The sequence below is a fragment of the Mycetohabitans endofungorum genome, assembly GCF_037477895.1.
In the GTDB taxonomy this organism is placed as follows: Bacteria; Pseudomonadota; Gammaproteobacteria; order Burkholderiales; family Burkholderiaceae; genus Mycetohabitans.
Genome location: NZ_CP132744.1, coordinates 2547434 through 2567184 on the forward strand (window position 1 = coordinate 2547434; position 19751 = coordinate 2567184).

13 protein-coding genes and 1 pseudogene are annotated in these 19751 nt (G+C 62.3%); 3 read left to right on the forward strand and 11 right to left on the reverse strand.

The genetic code is table 11. From position 1 onward, the window contains the following. Positions 1–3 precede the first annotated feature (3 nt). Positions 4–201, reverse strand: coding sequence for a sulfur carrier protein ThiS (gene thiS, locus RA167_RS11195; RefSeq protein WP_076785602.1), 198 nt, complete (start codon positions 199–201; stop codon positions 4–6). Between the two features lie 3 nt (positions 202–204). Further along, complete coding sequence (locus RA167_RS11200) at positions 205–1377, reverse strand: FAD-dependent oxidoreductase (protein ID WP_076785603.1); 1173 nt, start codon at positions 1375–1377, stop codon at positions 205–207. A 403-nt stretch (positions 1378–1780) separates the two neighbouring features. Here RA167_RS11200 and RA167_RS11205 point away from each other — a divergent pair, with 403 nt between their 5' ends. Beyond that, positions 1781–3502 (forward strand): ABC transporter ATP-binding protein/permease, encoded by a 1722-nt coding sequence (locus RA167_RS11205; protein ID WP_076785604.1) that lies wholly within the window; start codon positions 1781–1783, stop codon positions 3500–3502. A 47-nt stretch (positions 3503–3549) separates the two neighbouring features. Here RA167_RS11205 and thpR read toward each other — a convergent pair whose 3' ends face one another. The 4 genes and pseudogenes from thpR to RA167_RS11225 form a co-directional block, all read right to left on the reverse strand. Continuing rightward, positions 3550–4119, reverse strand: a complete 570-nt coding sequence (gene thpR / locus RA167_RS11210) for an RNA 2',3'-cyclic phosphodiesterase (protein WP_076785605.1) — start codon at positions 4117–4119, stop codon at positions 3550–3552. A gap of 46 nt (positions 4120–4165) precedes the next feature. After that, positions 4166–5632, reverse strand: coding sequence for a glutamate synthase subunit beta (locus RA167_RS11215; protein ID WP_076785606.1), 1467 nt, complete (start codon positions 5630–5632; stop codon positions 4166–4168). Between the two features lie 107 nt (positions 5633–5739). Beyond that, the gene (locus tag RA167_RS11220; RefSeq protein WP_076787484.1) at positions 5740–10464 is read right to left on the reverse strand and encodes a glutamate synthase-related protein; all 4725 of its coding nucleotides are present in this window, start codon (positions 10462–10464) and stop codon (positions 5740–5742) included. 966 nt (positions 10465–11430) lie between these two features. Further along, positions 11431–12123 (reverse strand): annotated as a pseudogene (locus RA167_RS11225) (transposase); the annotation flags it as partial. Positions 12124–12324: 201 nt separating this feature from the next. Here RA167_RS11225 and RA167_RS11230 point away from each other — a divergent pair. Then, positions 12325–13050, forward strand: a complete 726-nt coding sequence (locus RA167_RS11230; RefSeq protein ID WP_076787485.1) for an OmpW/AlkL family protein — start codon at positions 12325–12327, stop codon at positions 13048–13050. A gap of 487 nt (positions 13051–13537) precedes the next feature. Next, on the forward strand, positions 13538–13912 hold the full coding sequence (locus tag RA167_RS11235; RefSeq protein WP_076785608.1) for a DUF883 family protein: 375 nt from the start codon (positions 13538–13540) through the stop codon (positions 13910–13912). 176 nt (positions 13913–14088) lie between these two features. Here RA167_RS11235 and ugpQ read toward each other — a convergent pair whose 3' ends face one another. The 5 genes from ugpQ to pilQ all read right to left on the reverse strand — a co-directional run bounded on the left by ugpQ (position 14089) and on the right by pilQ (position 19719). Then, on the reverse strand, positions 14089–14832 hold the full coding sequence (gene ugpQ, locus RA167_RS11240; RefSeq protein WP_076785609.1) for a glycerophosphodiester phosphodiesterase: 744 nt from the start codon (positions 14830–14832) through the stop codon (positions 14089–14091). Between the two features lie 70 nt (positions 14833–14902). Further along, positions 14903–16081 (reverse strand): deoxyguanosinetriphosphate triphosphohydrolase, encoded by a 1179-nt coding sequence (locus tag RA167_RS11245; protein WP_076785610.1) that lies wholly within the window; start codon positions 16079–16081, stop codon positions 14903–14905. Positions 16082–16149: 68 nt separating this feature from the next. Then, entirely contained in the window at positions 16150–17226 is a 1077-nt protein-coding gene (gene aroB / locus RA167_RS11250) for a 3-dehydroquinate synthase (protein ID WP_076785611.1), read from the reverse strand. Between the two features lie 10 nt (positions 17227–17236). Then, complete coding sequence (locus RA167_RS11255; protein WP_076785612.1) at positions 17237–17839, reverse strand: shikimate kinase; 603 nt, start codon at positions 17837–17839, stop codon at positions 17237–17239. 131 nt (positions 17840–17970) lie between these two features. Next, on the reverse strand, positions 17971–19719 hold the full coding sequence (gene pilQ, locus RA167_RS11260; RefSeq protein WP_139337147.1) for a type IV pilus secretin PilQ: 1749 nt from the start codon (positions 19717–19719) through the stop codon (positions 17971–17973). Positions 19720–19751 lie beyond the last annotated feature (32 nt).

Below are 19751 nucleotides of genomic sequence, written 5' to 3' on the forward strand. Positions count from 1 at the left end.
GCGTCATCCGCCTGCCACAGGCTTTACGACGTCGATTCGGTCACCTTGCGTGAGCGCACGCGCTGGATGCTGCGCGCGCGGCACGAATTCGCCGTTGATCGCGACCGCGTACGGCGGCACTGCACCATATGAAGCCAGCGCGTCAGCAAGGCGCGCATCGTCGGGCAACGAGAAAGATTGGTTGTTGATCTGGATATCCATGGTTCATGCATCAGTCAAGCACGGCTGCAGCGCAGCCGCACGGTAAAGCATCGGCCAGCGAGAGGCGGCACGCCATGCGTCGAAACCGTCCGGATCTCGCACCTGCGCATCGAGCAACGCGTGCGCGAGCGCCACGGCTTCGCACACCACCTCAGGCGCAATCATATAGCCGTGGCGGTACAGGCCATTGACGCGCAACACCGACGCGCCATCCCACGACAGCGCAGGACGATGGTCCGGCAGTGTGGGCCGGCAATGCGCATTCAACTCGAGGATCCGGCCCTCGCCGAAGGCGGGATGCAGCGAATAGGCCGCCGACAACAACTCGAGCGCCGAGCGCACGCTCACCGGCGACATATCCTCGCCCTCGATCTCGGTAGCCCCGATCACATAGTGATCGTCCTGCTTGGGCGCGATATACAACGGATAGCGCGGATGCAGCAGACGCACCGGCCGACTCAAACCAATGCCCGGCGCATGGACCCGCGCGACTTCGCCCCGCAAACCGCGCAGACCGGACCAGGCCCGTTTCGCACCCAGTCCACGGCAATCGATCACCAGAGCGGCAGCAGGCAAGGCATCCTCGCGCACGCAGGTATGCCAATGCGTGTCGACATGCAACTCGTCGAGCGCGGCCCCCAGCGCCGCCAGCAACTGCCGATTGTCCAGTTGTCCCTCGCCAGGCAGCAGGCGCGCGTCATGAAAGCGCGTACCAAGCGCCGGCTCGGCTTGCGTGACCTGAGCGCCGTGCAGTGCGACAATGCCGTCGCGCAGCATCGTCATGGGCGCGTTCACACGCACGCGCTGCTCGAACAATGGCCATTCGGCGCGATCGGCCGCATGCCAAACAATCAGCGTGCCGTTGCGCTGAAAGAATACCGGTTGTGGCAACTGCGGCAGCCATTCGGCCCAGCGCTCGAGCGACGCGACGCCCAGCTCCACCAGCAACGGCTCGGCACTGGCAGCTTCGGCCAGCGGCGCGAGCATGGCCGCGGCGACCCACGCTGCCGCACTGCGTCCGCTCGGCTCGCCTTGCTCATACAGCGCGACGCGATGGCCCGCACGCGCGAGCCGCCACGCAATGAGACGACCGGACAAGCCACCGCCCAAGACTGCGACATCGGGCGTCGGCGCCGCGTGGCACGCGGCTTTTGAAAAGGGGTCGGTTTGGTGCACGGCAATCGAATCCTATGTACGGGAATCGGGGTACAAGGACGAAACCGGCGAGATTCACGTGCGGGGCCTAACCACAGTGGCGCGCCGGCAGGCACGTCCGCTCCCTCACGGCAAGACAGAATCGGAAACTTCCCGCGCCGATATTACCCGGATCGGGTGCGAAGAAACTCTTTTTATTAAATCACAAAACCGCCGCGGGCCGCAATTCGTTGCTCTGGCACAATGTCGCGCAATCGCCGCTGCCGAAGCGTGCGCCGCCACGCGCCTTAAGCCGGAATTAAGCGGTAGCCGGAACAATCCGCACTGACACGAGTCGGTCACCGTCGCGACGCCCGCGACAGTGCGACGCAGCGGCGCGCCGATGAATGGACCGATTTGAGGAACCCTACATTTGAGGAACCCTATGAATCAACCCGCATCAGGCAATAACGAGCGTATTACCACGTGGAGCCTGATCAAGCCGTATTGGGTGTCAGACGAAAAGTGGATCGCCTGGGGACTGCTCGCGCTTGTGGTCGCGATAAACATGACCATGGTGGCGGTCAACGCATGGTTCAACACATGGCAGCGTGTGTTCTTCGACTCGATCCAACAGTACAACTATCCGGTGTTCAAGCACTCGCTGCTGCAATTTACCGCGATCGCGATGGCGATGATCCTGCTCGGTTCGTACCGCACGTACTTCCGGCAGATGCTGGAATTTCGCTGGCGCCAGTGGCTCACCACGCAATACATGCACGAGTGGCTGTCGGGCCGTGCGTACTATCGGATTGAGCGCGATAAGCTCGCCGATAATCCGGACCAGCGGGTTTCAGTGGACTTACAGGAACTGGCGAGCACGACGCTGGCGCTCTCGCTGGATTTCCTATCCACGTCCGTCACGTTGCTGTGGTTCAGCCATGTCCTGTGGCACTTGGCCGGCCCGCTCAGCTTCACCGTGTTCGGCACCGATGTGACACTACCCGGCTACATGGTGTGGACCGCCCTGCTCTACGCGGTGATCGGCTCGTACGTCACGCATCGCGTCAACCATCCGCTCGTGTCGATCAACTACCAACAACAACGGGTCGAAGCGGATTTTCGTTTCTCGTTGATCCGATTGCGCGAGAATGCGGACCAGATTGCCCTGTACGAGGGCGAGCGCTCCGAGGAAAAAGCGCTGCAAGGCGCCTTCGGGCACATTCGCGACAATTGGCGGATGATCATGCGCTATACGCGGCGTCTGAACCTGGTCGTGGTCAGCTATTCGCAACTGGCCATTGTGTTCCCGTTCATTGCCGCCGCGCCGAAATACTTCGCGAAGGCGGTCAGCTACGGCGGTTATCAGCAGATAATCGGCGCGTTCGGTACCGTCAGCAGCTCGTTCTCATGGTTCATCAGCAGCTACTCGACGCTGGCCGCATGGCGCGCTGTGACTAACCGGCTCAAGGAATTCCGGCGCATTATGGCGCAGCCGCAGTTGCTCGAGTCGACGTCGCGGGCCACCGAACACGGCGGCATTCACACGAGGATGGCCGATACAACGGTATTGCGCGTGCAGGCGCTGCGACTGATGCGCCCGGATGGCACGCCGCTGTCGACGATCGGCTCGTTTGCCATCGCGCCCGGCTCGCGGGTGCTAGTGCGAGGCGCGTCGGGCTCCGGCAAAAGCACACTGCTGCGCTCGCTGGCCGGCCTATGGCCATTTGGCAGCGGCACCATCGAGATGCCCGTCAACGCACGGGTGATGTTCGCGCCGCAAAAAAGCTACGTGCCAATCGGCACACTCAAGGGCGCGCTGTGCTATCCGGCGGCGGCTGACGCGTTCACCGACGCGGACTGTGTCGACGTGCTGCGCGCCTGCCGGCTGGGCGAACTAGTCGATAAGCTCGGCGTGAGCGACCATTGGGAGCGCGTACTGTCGCCAGGCGAACAGCAACGCCTGGCGATCGCCCGCGTGCTGTTGCAAAAGCCCGATTTCCTGTTCCTTGACGAGGCGACCAGCGCGCTCGACCTCGACACCGAGGCGGCGCTGTACCACGTGCTGACGCAACGTTTAGCTCACGCGGCCATCGTCAGTGTCGCGCACCGGGAGTCCGTGCAAGCGATGCATGACAAAACAATCGAAGTGGTACGCGATAACTGACGTGCGGCAGCGTGATAACGGCTGTGCCCCACGCGCGCATAGCGCAGTCACGCCTGGCTGCGCCCGGCCGGAACCGCCGCGAGCGTCGCGTAGCGTGATCCGGCCGGCGTCAGCGTGCTGCTGACCAACGCCAGCGTAGCAAAGGTGATCAACGGCGGCACGGGACGCACCGTTTCGAAATCATGCGTCGGCGCGGGCGGATCACCGCGCAGCCTGGCTAGGGTCAGATGCGGCCGTAACGGCCGCGCAGCGGCGGGCACACCGGCCCGCTCCAGCAGCACGTCGACGCGAGCCGCCCACGCGAGGAACGCCGGCGCGCTGATCAGTTCAAGCGCATACACGCGCGCCCGCCTGGCGCTGGGCAGCATCGCGGCATGCGAGGTGGGCAGCCTGTCCGGCACCGGCGTCAGCGTCGGCCATTCGTCGATCAGCCGTTTTCCCCCGCTCGGCGTCAGTGCGCCAACAAACCGTATGGTCAGATGAATCTGCTCACGCGGCGTCCATCTGACGCCTGCCATATGACCGGCGCGCCATGGAGCGCGCCATGCGTCGATGGCATCGAGAGCGCCGGAGTCGGGAATGAGTGCAACAAAGCAACGCTGCAGTCTGACATCCATCGATGATCCCCTACGGCAAAGCCGCCCTGCTACGCCCGACTCAAACTCAGCGCGGCAACTCCGAGCCCCCCATCAGGAACGCGTCCACCGCGCGCGCGCATTGGCGACCTTCGCGAATGGCCCAAACTACCAGCGACTGCCCCCGACGCACGTCACCAGCAGCAAACACCTTGTCGACCGACGTGTGATACGCACGCTCGCCGTCGGTGCCAGCCCGCACGTTGCCGCGCTGATCCTTGTCAACGGCGAACGCATTAAGCATCGCCGCCGCCGGCTGCGTGAAGCCCATCGCAAGCAGTACCAGGTCTGCTTTCATTTCGAACTCGGAACCGGGCACCTCCTGCATTTTGCCGTCCCTCCACTCGACGCGCGCAGCGATCAGCTTTTCGACCTTGCCTCTGCTGCCCTCGAAACGCTTGGTCGCGACCGACCAATCGCGCTCGCAACCTTCCTCATGCGACGACGACGTGCGCAGCTTGATCGGCCAGTACGGCCACACGAGAGGCTTGTCCTCCTCCTGCGGCGGCTGCGCCAGCAATTCGAACTGCGTGACACGCTTCGCGCCGTGCCGGTTCGACGTGCCGACACAGTCCGACCCGGTGTCTCCGCCGCCAATCACGACCACGTGCTTGTCTTTGGCGAGCAACTGATCCGCGAGCTTGTCGCCAGCGTTGACCCGGTTCTGCTGCGGCAGGAATTCCATCGCGAAGTGGATACCGGCCAACTCGCGGCCCGGCACCGGTAAGTCACGCGGCGTTTCGGCACCGCCCGCCATCACGATTGCGTCGAATTGTTCGCGCAATTCGTCCGGCGACAGGGTGTCCTTCGCCGCATTGTTGATCGTCGGCGGCAACGGCTCCTTGCCAATGAACACGCCAGTACGGAACGTCACGCCTTCGGCCTCCATCTGACGCATGCGGCGGTCGATCTGCCACTTCTCCAGTTTGAAGTCGGGGATGCCGTAGCGCAGCAGGCCGCCAATCCGGTCGTTTTTCTCGAACACCGTTACCTCATGACCGGCTCGCGCCAGCTGCTGCGCGGCGGCCAGCCCGGCGGGCCCGGATCCCACCACCGCGATCTTCTTACCGGTCTTCAGCTTGGGCACTTGCGGCGCGACCCATCCTTCGCTCCACGCCTTGTCGATGATCGCGCGCTCGATCGATTTGATGCCCACCGCGTCGCTGTTGATATTCAGCGTACAGGCGGCCTCGCACGGCGCGGGGCAGATCCTGCCGGTCAACTCTGGAAAATTGTTCGTCGAGTGCAACACCTCGATCGCCTGCTTCCAGTCCTGGCGAAACACGAGGTCGTTGAAGTCCGGAATGATGTTGTTTACCGGACAGCCGTTATTGCAGAACGGAATGCCGCAATCCATGCAGCGTGCGCCCTGGATTTTTGCGTCCTCGTCGGTCAGCGCATGCGCGAATTCCTTCCAGTGCTTCACGCGTTCTAACGGGAGTTCATACGCCTCGTGGCGGCGTTCATATTCGAGAAAACCGGTTGCCTTGCCCATGAGCTTCTCTTAACCAATACCTATTGAGGGGCAGCCCGCTGCACCGCGGCGGGGCTGTCGTGCGTTGACTTGCCGGCGCATCCGCCGTCGCATCGGTGCGCAAGCCGTCAGGCCGCTAGGCTCGGCGCGCTCGCCGCCTTCTTCTTGGCACCGATGTCGGCCAAGGCACGCTTGTACTCGGTTGGAAACACCTTGACGAACTGACGCCGCGACGTATCCCAGTTCTCGAGCAGCGCCTTGGCGCGCGGCGACCCGGTGAACTCGAAGTGGCGCTCGATTAGCCCCTTGAGCAACGCCTCGTCGGTCTGGTCCTGATGCCACAGTGCCGGATCAACAGTGCGCTCTTGCTCGGCCTGCTGCAGCACCGGCTCAAGCGCGACCATCGCCTGATTACATTGGGTCGCGAACGTGTTGCCCGGATCAAACACGTACGCGACGCCTCCCGACATGCCCGCCGCGAAGTTGCGGCCGGTCTCGCCGAGCACGACGACGGTGCCGCCGGTCATGTACTCGCAACCGTGGTCGCCGGTGCCCTCAACGACCGCCGTCGCACCGGAGTTGCGCACGCAGAAGCGCTCACCCGCAACGCCCCGGAAGTACGCCTCACCCTCAATCGCGCCATACATGACGGTGTTGCCGCAAATGATGTTCTCTTCTGACTTGCCGCGGAAGTCATTGGTCGGACGCACAATGATGCGTCCACCCGAGAGCCCCTTGCCCACATAGTCGTTGCCGTCGCCGACCAGGTCCAGCGTGATGCCGCGCGCTAGGAATGCGCCGAAACTCTGTCCCGCCGTCCCCTTGAACTGGATGTGAATCGTATCGTCCGGCAGGCCATCGTGCCCATACTTGCGCGCGATCACCCCTGAGAGCATCGCGCCGACCGTGCGATTCACGTTGCGCACCGGTTGGATGAACGACACATGCTCACCGTTGTCGATCGCCGCCTTCGCCTTGTCGATCAACACATGATCCAATGCCCGGTCCAGGCCATGGTCCTGCGTATCGACGTGCCGGCGCGCCACCTCGGCGCCCGCCTCAGGCATATGGAAGATCCGCGAAAAATCGAGACCACGCGCCTTCCAATGCGCGATGCCCTTTTTCGTATCGAGCAAATCGGCCCGACCGACCAGTTCGTCGAAGCGGCGAATCCCGAGCTGCGCCATGATTTCGCGCACTTCCTCGGCCACGAAGAAAAAGAAGTTCACCACGTGCTCGGGCTGGCCCTGGAACTTCGCGCGCAACACCGGGTCCTGCGTCGCGACGCCCACGGGGCACGTGTTCAGATGGCACTTGCGCATCATGATGCAGCCTTCGACGACCAGCGGCGCCGTCGCAAAGCCAAACTCGTCGGCGCCCAGCAGCGCGCCGATCACGACATCGCGGCCGGTTTTCATCTGTCCGTCGGCCTGCACGCGGATCCGGCCGCGCAGCTTGTTGAGCACCAGCGTCTGCTGCGTCTCGGCCAGGCCCAACTCCCACGGCGTGCCGGCGTGCTTAATCGACGACAACGGCGATGCGCCCGTACCGCCATCGTGGCCCGCGATCACAACGTGGTCGGCCTTGGCCTTGGCCACGCCCGCCGCCACCGTGCCCACGCCGACTTCAGAGACGAGCTTCACCGATACGCCAGCGCGCGGGTTGGCGTTCTTCAGGTCGTGGATCAGCTGCGCGAGGTCCTCGATCGAATAGATATCGTGGTGCGGCGGCGGGGAAATCAGCCCGACACCCGGCACGCAGTAGCGCAGCTTGCCGATGTACGCCGACACCTTGTGTCCGGGCAGCTGCCCCCCTTCGCCCGGCTTGGCGCCCTGAGCCATCTTGATCTGGATCTGGTCGGCCGAGCTTAGGTACTCGGCGCTCACGCCGAAACGACCCGATGCGACCTGCTTGATTTTCGAGCGCAGCGAATCGCCATCGCGCAACGGAATATCGACGACGACCGCCTCTTCACCAATGACCGAGCCGAGCGTATCCCCATTCTTGATCGAGATGCCACGCAGCTCATTGCGGTACCGACGCTCGTCCTCGCCGCCTTCGCCGGTGTTGGACTTGCCGCCGATGCGGTTCATCGCGATTGCCAAGGTCGCATGCGCCTCGGTACTGATTGAGCCAAGCGACATCGCACCGGTTGCAAAGCGCTTGACGATCTCCTTGGCCGGCTCGACTTCATCGAGCGAAATGGCCTTGGCAGGATCGACCTTGAACTCGAACAGGCCGCGCAACGTCATGTGACGGCGGGTCTGGTCGTTAATGATATGTGCGTACTCCTTATACGTCTGATACGAGTTGCTGCGCGCCGAATGCTGCAGCTTCGCAATCGCGTCGGGCGTCCACATGTGGTCTTCGCCACGCACGCGGTACGCGTACTCGCCGCCAGCGTCAAGCATCGTCGCGAGAACCGGGTTGTCACCGAATGCATCGCGATGCAGGCGGATCGCCTCTTCCGCCACGTCGAACAAGCCAATGCCGCCAACGCTGGATGCGGTGCCCTTAAAGTACTTGGCGACCAGTTCGCTGGACAAGCCCACCGCCTCGAAGATCTGCGCGCCGGTGTACGACATGTAGGTTGAGATGCCCATCTTCGACATGACCTTCTGCAGGCCCTTGCCGACCGCCTTCGTGAAATTTTGGATGGCCTTGTCGGCCGACAGCGCGCCCGGCAGGCCGCTGGACATCGCCACCAGCGTCTCGAGCGCCAGATAAGGGTGCACCGCCTCAGCGCCATAACCGGCGAGCAGCGCGAAGTGATGAACCTCACGCGCGGAACCGGTCTCGACCACCAGGCCCGTACTCGTGCGCAACCCATGCGCCACCAGGTGACTGTGAATCGCCGAGGTCGCGAGCAACGCCGGGATCGCGACATTGTCCCGGTCGGTCTTGCGATCCGATACGATCAAGATGTTATAGCCGGAGCGCACAGCATCGACTGCCTCAGCACACAGCGACGCCAGGCGCGCCTCGATACCGGCCTTGCCCCATGCGACCGGATAGCAGATAGTCAATTCGTAGGAACTGAACTTACCACCGGTGTACTCGCCAATTGCACGGATCTTCGCGATATCTTTGAAGTCGAGCACCGGTTGCGACACTTCCAGCCGCATCGGCGGGTTGATGTTGTTCGTATCGAGCAGGTTCGGCTTCGGCCCGATGAACGACACCAATGACATCACCAGGTTCTCGCGAATCGGGTCAATCGGCGGATTCGTGACCTGCGCGAACAACTGCTTGAAGTAGTGGTACAGCGTCTTGTTCTTGTTCGACATCACTGCGAGAGGCGAGTCATTGCCCATCGAGCCGATCGCCTCTTCGCCGGCTTGCGCCATCGGCGCCATCAGGAACTTAATGTCCTCCTGCGTATAGCCGAACGCCTGCTGCCGGTCCAACAACGCCGGCGCACCCTGCGGCTCAGCCGCCGCCACAACGTCCTCCGACTTCGGCTCGATTTCGTCCAGCTTGATGCGCACCGCGTCGATCCAGCTCTTGTACGGTTTCGCGTTCGCCAGATTGTCTTTCAGTTCCTTATCATCGATGATGCGGCCGTGCTCCATGTCGATTAAGAACATCTTGCCCGGCTGCAGGCGCCACTTCTTGACGATCTTGGACTCGGGGATTGTCAGCACGCCGGCCTCGGACGCCATGATCACCATGTTGTCATCGGTGATGAGGTAGCGCGCCGGACGCAAGCCGTTGCGATCCAACGTCGCGCCGATCTGACGACCGTCGGTGAATGCGATCGCCGCCGGACCGTCCCACGGCTCCATCATCGCCGCGTGATATTCGTAGAACGCGCGGCGATTCTCATCCATCAGCGCGTGCTGCTCCCACGCCTCCGGAATCATCATCATCACCGCGTGCGCCAGCGGATAGCCCGCCATCACCAGCAATTCGAGGCAGTTGTCAAACGAGGCTGTATCGGACTGTCCCGGGTAGATTAGCGGCCACAGCTTAGGCAGATCAGCGCCGAGCACGTGGCTCGCGATGGCCCCGGTGCGCGCGTTCAGCCAGTTGACGTTGCCCTTGACCGTGTTGATTTCACCGTTGTGCGCAATCAACCGATACGGGTGCGCCAACTCCCACGCCGGGAACGTGTTGGTCGAGAAACGCTGGTGCACCAACGCAAGCGCCGACACAACCCGCGCGTCCTGCAGATCGCGATAGTAGATCCCCACCTGCCTCGCCAGAAGCAGCCCCTTGTAGACAACCGTGCGCGCCGACATCGACGGCACGAAATACTCCTTGCCATGCTTGAGCTTGAGCGCCTGGATACGGTGGCTGGCCGTCTTGCGGATCACGTACAGCTTGCGCTCAAGCGCGTCGGTGACCATGATGTCCTTGCCACGACCAATGAAGATCTGGCGGATCACCGGCTCGCTGGCCTTCACCATCGGCGACATTTCCATCGTGCCGTCAACTGGCACGTCGCGCCAGCCAAGTACCACTTGCCCCTCGGCCTTGACCGTGCGCTCGAGTTCCTGTTCGCAAGCCAGGCGCGATGCGTGCTCCTTGGGCAGAAAAATCATGCCAACGCCGTACTCGCCGCACGGCGGTAACGTCACACCCTGCCGCGCCATCTCCTCGCGATAGAACGCATCCGGAATTTGGATCAGGATGCCGGCGCCGTCGCCCATCAGCGGATCCGCGCCCACCGCGCCGCGGTGATCCAGGTTATCGAGAATTTTCAGGCCCTGCTCCACGATTTCGTGGCGTTTGCGACCCTTGATGTGGGCCACAAAGCCGACGCCACACGCATCATGTTCGTTTTCTGGCGTGTACAGGCCTTGTGCTTCGGGCAAGCCCTGGCCGACGGTCGGTTGTGTTGCGTCTTTCATGGGGGCACCGTGATTGTGATTGGCCATGCAACCGGCCGGAAAACTCGCGCTTGAGCGCTGCGTCGCTGTCGCTGCGAGTGTTTTCGGCGCATGTCGGCTGGATCAGGAGCGGCCGCGACTTGTGGACACGGAAGCGATGAATCAGCTGGAAATCAAATATACGCGACGAATCAATAGGACGCCAATAAAAATAGACTGATACGTCCCCTATAATATTTGTGTCCATTTTTATTTTAATAAATTGGTTCCATATCAATGTGACGCGCCCCAATACACCTTAGTGTGCCTGCTTCGCCGATCAGGACAGCGTCCGCGTGACAACCCAAACGCACCACCTCTGCCTCTGGCCGTTCTGCATTTAATGCATCATTACGGGCCTGTACGTCGTACGCTCGGTCCAAGGCTACCGTGCCGCTCGAGTAGGAGCCGGAGGGGGGATACCGAAGAGGGAAGTGTCGGAGGGGAAACGCCCGAGGAGACAACTTCTCGAAATGGACCGCCCATGTCGGCTACCTCATGTAGGCTGACTTATGTAAGCTACCCCATGGAGGCGGCCCATGCGAAACCAACCGACAAGGGACTACTCGATATAGAAATATCGGACGTAACGCCGCGACCGAGAAACCATCAGTAGCCACCACTAAGCGAGTTGCTGCTGATGGAGCCGCCGCTGAAAGGGGCGCCCTACGTTGAAGTGGGAGGATCCGTTTCCGAACTACCATTGGCCGGTCCCTCCCCCGATGCCCGTGCCGAAGCGCCATTGCTCGCCCCCGTGTCAGCAGCGCCGAGGCCGGTCGTGGCCCGCCCCGGCTGCGTGTTCCGTGCGCACGGCCCATTACCCGGCCCTGCCTCGCCTGGGCGACCTGCCTCCGACGACGGCACATCACCTGGCGGACGCGCAGCAGTCGAGGCCTCGCCTCCGGCCTCTGCACCAGGCGGCTGCGCACCGGCCGCCCCCTGACCATCGTCGTCCCGCATCTTACGAGGGCGTCCACGCGGCAACGGTGACACGCGGCGGTTCGCCTGCCGGGCCGCCCAGTCACGCCAACTTTCGCTCCCCAGCACCCACCCCTTGAGCGTGGCCTGCTGCAACTCATTGACTGCGTTTTCATCCAACGCCTGCTCACACAGCTGTTTGTATGCGTGCTGGCGCTCGAACGGCGTATTGGCCAGCGCCCAATACAGCGGATGGTCGGTAATCAACGGATCGAGTACGAGGCCAACGTGGTGTCGATAGCTGGACCACCGATACGCGTCAACAGAAGAAACGAGGCGCTCGCGCACCGGACTGAGTTCCACCAGCCGGCTGCACAGCATAAAATACTGTTCTGCTTCGAACACCGTGGCGCGGTAACGCCCTTCCCACAGCGTACCGCGTCGCCCATAGCGACGGTTGAAGTGCGCGACGTAGCGCCTACCCACGGCCTGCATCGCTTTGGGAAGGCTGGACTCCTCGCGCGGCGTCGCCAGCAACTGCACCGCCGATGGCATCAGGACGTACGCGTGGATCGCAAGCTGGTGGTCGCGTGATGCTGTTTTCAGGCATTCAACAAACAGCGCATAATCCTCGTCATCGACGAAAGCAGGCTGGTGATCGATGCCTCGCAGGATTACGTGCTGCGGCTGGTCGGGGACATAAAGACGTGCTAACCGGGCCATTGCAGGAATTTCCGTTTAGATCGCACTTGGTGTATACCCACAGGAGTCAATCATCCCGCGGCGCTCGCGCACGACGCGGCGTGCAAAGCCAGCTGCGTCCAGCTTTAGGGAAAATGCTCTAACGCAGGACTATGGTTCGTTTGAAACGTTGTCTGCATAATGGGTGGACTTTAAAAAAAATGGAGGAGCACAGTGCAATTAATACACATCATCAAAGCCATTCCAGGGCTCGCGGCTATTGCTTGCTGCTTCAATCAGGCACATGCTCAAACGGCTGGCAGCGCCTATATGGCAGCCGGTTGGTTCCATCTTGCGCCGCAAGACAGCAGCGACGTACTGAAAATCACGAACGTCGGCGGCTCCCCCGTCAACATCGCGGTCCTTGGTTCGAGCGCTAGTATCGGCTCCTCCGATACTTTTGGCCTCTCCACAGGGTACTTCATCACTGACAATTTCGCCGTCCAAGCCGATGCGGGCATTCCGCCCAAATTCGACCTGCGTGGCGGCGGCACCCTCGCCTCGTACGGCAAACTCGGAGAGGCACGGCAATGGAGTCCCGCGCTCGTCTTCAAATACTACTTCCGCAATGCGGATGCTGCGTTTCGTCCGTTTGTCGGAATCGGCGTAAGCTACATCTGGTTCACCAACGCGCGGATCACGAATCCAACGTTTGTGTCGCAACAGTTGCATGGCCCGACCTCTGTGGACGTAGACAGCGCATGGGCGCCAGTGTTCAACGCCGGTTTCGCGTACAACTTCAACAAGCACATTTTCGCCAGCTTTTCCGTATCGTTCCTGCCATTTTCAACCGATGCCACACTGCATAGTGTCGCGCAAACACCGGTTGGCGTGCGTAACGTCACGAGCCACACGCGCATCAAGCTGAATCCGCTCGTCACGTTCCTAAACGTCGGCTACCGCTTCTGACGCTCAACGCGCCGGGGGGAAGCCATGCTGACATTCTTCCACCCCGGGAGCGGCGCTTGCAGCTGTACCGCCCGCTTTGGCCCGTGCAACGCTGGCCTCCGTAGTACCTGCCCCGCGCGCTGTCTAGCTCCGCGTGCTATCTAGCTCCGCACGCTGTCTAACTGCGCGCCACCTGCCTGGACCCGCGCACCGCCTACTTCCGTAATGCCCGTCTTGACCGGCGCAGCTATCACCAGCCTTAATCGGCACGGCGCCAACAACCTCCGGGTTGGCCTGCAATGTGCTTCACTGTGTCGGCACTGACAGCCGCATTGCGTACTGCCACCGCCGTCAAGAAGCCAATCGGGGGGCGCAGGACCAATCTAACGTGGCGTATCGACGCGCGCACGCCACCGCTGTTCAGTGCATCTACGCACGTCGCGTGCCACCAAGAGTGGCTTTTTTGCAACACCGTCGAACATTTCGACACTATCTGGAGAAAGCTGGAATGACAAATTTGGAAAATACACGCCAGGCGCTAGAGGATTCGTTCGACAAGACCGGTCGCCACGCGCAGCGTATCGCACACCATGGGCGCCATGCCGTGCAGGACGCCGGCGCTGAAGTACGTGAGCTGTTGTCCGAATTGGAAAATACGCTAACGGACAGTACTCAAGCCGATGTCGAGATTTTGCGCCAGCAATTGCGGGACAAGATCGAAGCCACGCGCTCACGCTTGGGGGATGTCCAGGAGAACGTGAAACGCCGCGCGCAGGCCGCATGGGGCGGGGCGGACGAATATGTCCATGAGCGCCCATGGCAGGCCGTCGCTGCAGCTGCCGGCGCGGCGTTGCTGCTGGGTTTGTTACTGGGACGCGCTTAGCGGCGCGGCATCGTGATGCTGGTACACGCCACATTGACGGACCGATATTTCCACCGACGGGTGGCGTACCTCCACGGTGCCAACCTCTTACGTAGTACGGCATCTTCCTACGGTATGCGAATTACCGGCTCAACGTAGGGGGCTCGCCGTGCGTGGCGCGGCGCAAGCGCGTCGCCCTAGCCGAAGAAGTTCGCGCCGATCAAGTCGATGCGGTCTGTACAGATCGTATCGACGCCCCACTCGACAAGTTCGCGGGCGCGTTCCGGCATATTGACGGTGTAGGCAAGGACGCGCAAGCCGGCTTCGTTGATCTGCGCAACACGTGCGGCAGTTAACTGGCGGTGGTCCACGTGCAATGAGACACAGCCGAGCGCACGGGCATGCTCGCGCCAGTTCGCCGGCATGGCGCCGACCAACCAGCCGCGAGGTAGTTGCGCCGCCACGTTGCGCGCGCCGTACAGCGCCTCAAGGGAAAACGACGAGAGCAGCGCCGGCGGCATGGCGCCCGCCCACCATCGCGCCACTTCGCCTGCCACGAGGCGCCCAGTCAAGGTTTCGCGCCCCGGACACGGTTTAATTTCGACGTTGACGGCCAAGTCCAGCGCGCTACAGCACTCGCTCGCCTGCTGCAGCGTCGGCATCCATTCACCACGGAAACGCCCGTCGAACCAGCTGCCGGCATCCAACCGGGCAATCGCCGTGTACTGTTTGCGCTGCGCAGCACCCCGGCCGTCGCTGGTCCGGTTCACTGTATCGTCATGCAGCAGGAAAACCACTTCGTCGGCGGACAACTTAGCATCGAACTCAACCATCTTGAGCCCCAGCTCCGCGCCGACGCGGATCGCCGCTAGGGTGTTTTCCGGCGCCAGCGTACCACCACCCCGGTGCGCGACCACGCGCGGATAAGGCCAATCGGCCACCTTGCATTCCTCACTTGAACAAAGGTGAAAGCAGCGCAAGTCGACGCGCAGGGAAGGCAAGCGTGGGAGTTTAGCCGTCGTCGATGACGAACAAACGGCGATATTCTTTCAGCGCATACCGATCCGTCATCCCGGCGATGTAATGCGCTATGAGTCTAGCCTGCGTCGCCGCATCATCGCGCTGGTAATCAGGCGGCAGCAAGCGCGGATCGTCTCGGAACGCATCGAACAACCCCACGACCACACGACGCGCCTTATTCGCCATGCGCATCACACGATAATGGCGATACAGGTTGTGAAGCAGGAACTGTTTGAGTTCGCGCGCTTGCGCCGCGATCGCGTCACTGTGCGCGACCAGCGGCGCCGATGCGCGAACCGCATCGACCGAGTCTGGCTTCGCCATCGCCAGGCGTTCAGCCGTCGCGCCGATCAAATCGACGATCAACGTATTGATGATCCGCCGTATTGTTTCGTGGATTAGCCGCCGCCCATCCAACGTCGGATGGGCCTGCCTCGCCAATGCATGATGCTCACGCCACAGTTCGACCGTATCGAGCTGCTCCAGGGCCAGCAGTCCCGAGCGCAACCCATCATCGATATCATGATTGTTGTACGCGATTTCGTCGGCAAGGTTGGCGATCTGCGCCTCGATGGAAGGTTGGCGCCCGCGCAGAAAGCGCTCGCCTAGCTCGCCCAAGCGCCGCGCGTTTTCACGCGAGCAGTGCTTCAAAATACCCTCGCGGGTCTCAAAGCACAGATTCAGGCCGTTGAATCCGCCATAGTGCTCCTCCAACTCATCAACGACTGCCAGACTTTGCAGATTATGCTCGAATCCACCGAACTCGCGCATGCATTCGTTCAGCGCATCCTGTCCGGCATGGCCGAACGGCGTATGCCCGAGATCGTGCGCCAACGAGATCGCTTCAACCAAGTCCTCGTTGACGCGCAGGTTACGCGCCACCGAACGCGCGATCTGCGCGACTTCCAGACTGTGGGTGAGTCGCGTGCGGAACAGGTCGCCCTCGTGATTCACGAACACCTGCGTCTTATACTCGAGGCGCCGGAACGCCGTCGAATGGATGATACGGTCCCGATCGCGTTGGAACTCGGTCCGGGAATCCGGCGCGGGTTCCGGATGGCGGCGCCCGCGGGACAGCCGTGAAGACACCGCATACGGCGCCAGATGATCCTCGAGATCGCACAATGTCGGCACCCTATGCCGAAATTGACCTTCGTACGCACGCTTCACTTACCGACACTCCTTGAACAACGACTGCTGCCGCCCTGCTTCAGCCGCTCGGACGCTGGGGCATGCACTCAGACGCTTGCCGCCAGTGTCGCGCGTACATCAGCATCGGGCGCACTGGTGATCAACGTGTCACCGATTCGCTTCAATAGGATGAACTTTATCGTACCGCTGTCCGCCTTCTTGTCGACCTGCATCAGTTCGACATACCGATCCGTGCCAAGTGCCGGCGCGCGCGTGGGCAAGTGCGCTGCGCCGATCAATCGGCCCAGTCGATCGCGCGTGGTCTCGTCCAGCAGGCCAAGCCGTACCGACAGGTCCGCGGCCATCACCATCCCACAACCGACCGCCTCGCCATGCAGCCATTGGCCATACCCGAGGCCGGCCTCGATCGCATGGCCGAACGTATGGCCAAAATTCAGTATCGCGCGCAAGCCTGCCTCGCGCTCGTCGGCGGCGACCACCTTTGCCTTTAACTCGCAGGAGCGCTTGACCGCCCGTGCCAGCGCCGATGCGTCACAATGATTCAACGCGTCGATATTCGCTTCGATCCAGTCAAAGAATGCCGGATCCGCGATAGCCGCTGTCTTAATGACCTCAGCGAGGCCGGCGGCACGCTCGCGCTGCGGCAGCGTGCCCAGCGTGCCGATGTCGGCGATCACCGCTTGCGGCTGGTAGAACGCGCCGATCATATTCTTGCCGAGCGGATGATTGATGCCGGTCTTGCCTCCGACCGACGAATCGACCTGGGCCAGCAGCGTGGTCGGCACTTGAATGAACGGCACACCCCGCATGTAGCATGCGGCGGCAAAGCCGGTCATGTCGCCGATGACACCGCCACCTAGCGCGACCAACGTCACCTTACGGTCCGCATGCTGACCTAGCAACGCATCGAATATCTGGTTCAGCGTTTGCCAGTTCTTGTGCGCTTCGCCATCGGGCAGCACGATCGTCTGCACACGCTTGCCGGCACGCTCAAGCGCTGCCCGTACCCGCGTGCCGTACAGCGGCTCGACCGTGGCATTGGTCACCATGGCCACCGAAGTCCCGCGAATATGCGGCGCGAACAACGCTTCCCGGTCGATCAAGTCTGCACCGATATGGATCGGGTAGGTGCGCTCGCCCAGTTCGACTTCGATATGGATCATACGGGGCGACTCAACAAGCATTGTCATGGGGCGGCAGAGCATCCTGCGGTGCGTCGCAGTCGGGCTGCGGGCGGATGCCGATCAGTTCCAGTTGCATGAGTACCATATTGACAAGACCATTGACGGTGGGCCGTCCGGTTTCAATCACGAAATGCGCGCATTCACGATACAGCGGATCTCGCAGCGCGAACAGCGACTCCAGCTTGCCGCGCGGATCATCAGTCTGCAACAGCGGACGATTCTTGTCGCGACGGGTGCGCAGCCACAGGTCATGTGGCGTGGCACGCAAATAAATAACAATACCGCGTGCATGCAGCCACTCACGGTTTTGGGGCCGCATCACTGCGCCGCCGCCCGTCGCCAGGACTAGGCTTGGACGGCGCGTCAGCTCGTCGATGATCGCCGATTCCCGTTGGCGGAAGCCATCCTCCCCCTCGTGCTCGAATATCACAGGAATGCGCGCGCCCGTACGGGCTTCGATTTCGTGGTCGGAGTCGACGAAAGGGCGTCCAAGGCGACGGGCAACAGCACGGCCGACCGTCGTCTTTCCCGCCCCCATCAATCCGATGAAAAAAACGCTGGCGTTTGCCGTCGCGTCGAGCAACTGTGTCATTGACATGAATCTACTGGTCCGTCGCGCAGCTTAATTGCAAACGTTGTTGTTTGTCGAGGCCGCAGCGCAGTACCACCGTACTTATGGAGCCGGAACACGCATCGCGAGGGGCCGCGCGAACAGTTTGCGCATCACCCTTCATGCTGCCCCTCGGTTTCTTGTGCGACCTGCTCGGCGGACTGTGACGGACCCGCCTCGGCAGGTCGTAGTGCGTTCGCCCCGGTCGGCTGTAACAGGCCCGCTTCAGCAGGCTGCGGCGGATCTAAATCGCCACCCTGAGAAGAATCCGCTTCGCCACCCTGCAGCGGATCCGCTTCGGCGGCGCCGGGCCGTGGTGTGGCGCTAAAATCCTTGCGTCGCGCCCCGGACGCGGTTGCCTGCAGCCCAGTGACGACGGTGGGAGTAATCAATATGATCAATTCACTATGACGGTCACTCCGGGTGCGATGCCGAAACAAAGCGCCGATCAGCGGGATATCACCCAGGATGGGCACGCGGGCCTCGTCTTGCCGATCGTCCTGGGAATAGATACCGCCAATCGCAACCGTGCCGCCATTTTCAACCTCCACGCGCGTCTGCACCCGCTTCGTATGGATCGCCGGCCCATGTGACATCTCAGAGCCGACACTGTCTTTGGCAATGTCGAGGTCCAGTATCACATGTCCGCGAGGCGTGATGCGCGGCTCAACTTCGAGCTTGAGCGTCGCGCGCCGAAACTGTACCGCGCTGCCCCGCTGCGTACGGGTCTGGTACGGTACTTCGGCCCCCTGCTCGACCACCGCTTTGAAACGATCCGCGGTGATCACGCGCGGGCTCGATACCACGCGGCCGCGCCCTTGCATCTCCAGTGCACTCAGTTCGATGTCGAGCAGTCTCGATACCGATGCGCTCAACAGCCCAATGCCCGCGCTGGCCGGCACAAACCCGGAAAGCGGAGCGGCCAACAGATCGACCATCGGCCCCCGCAGCCCCGCTCCGATGCTACCCTGAGACGCCACTTCGCCAACGGATGTTGGGCTATCGCCACCGTCGCGCTTGAGTATCGCGACTCGTGCACCCAGCGCGCGGGAAAATCCCTCATCCGCCTCAACGATCCGCGCCTCGATCAACACCTGCCGGGTCGGCCGATCGATCGCGTGGATCAGCGACGCGATGTCGGCCAGCCGGCCGGGAACATCGGTGACAAACAATTGATTGGTGCGCGGGTCGGCATTCGCCGCGCCGCGGCTGGACAACAGCCGCTGGCTGCCCGATGCGCAAATCATCGCCCGCACGTCTTCGGCCCGCTGATAATGAAGTTCGAACAGGCGGCTAGCCAGCGGCTCCAGCTGCAATCGTTTCGCGTGCACCTCCAGCAACGCGCGTTCTCGCGCCGCGATTTCGGCCGCCGGCGCGATCCATATCACATTGTCGCGTCGCTCCATTTCGAGTCCGTGCGCTTGCAGCAACGCAGCCAGTGCATGGGACCATCGCACGTCGACCAGATGCAGCGACACTTTTTTGCGAACCTTGTCACTGACGATGATGTTGGATCCCGTGAATTCGGCGAAGGCGCCGAGTACCGTGCTCAGTTCCGCGTCACGAAAAGTCAAGGATATCGGCCTGGCCGCGTCCGCACCATCGCGCACGTTTGTGCCGGAGCGCGAGCCGCTACGCGCGGCCGGTGGGGAGGCGGAAGATTCGGCGCCATCCCGCGTGTCGGCCTTCGGCGCCGGCAACGGCGTCTGCGCAGGTATGGGCTCGGACGCGGGTGCAGACGTAGGTGTGGACGCGGGTGTGGGCGTGGACGCAAGCCTCGGTACGGGCCCACGGCGAGCTGCCGGCGCCGCCGCCATCGCCGAGCTTGGCAGTGACAGCATGCGCACATCGTGCTCGGCCATAGCATGCGACACGGGCCGCACTGTGGCCAGCG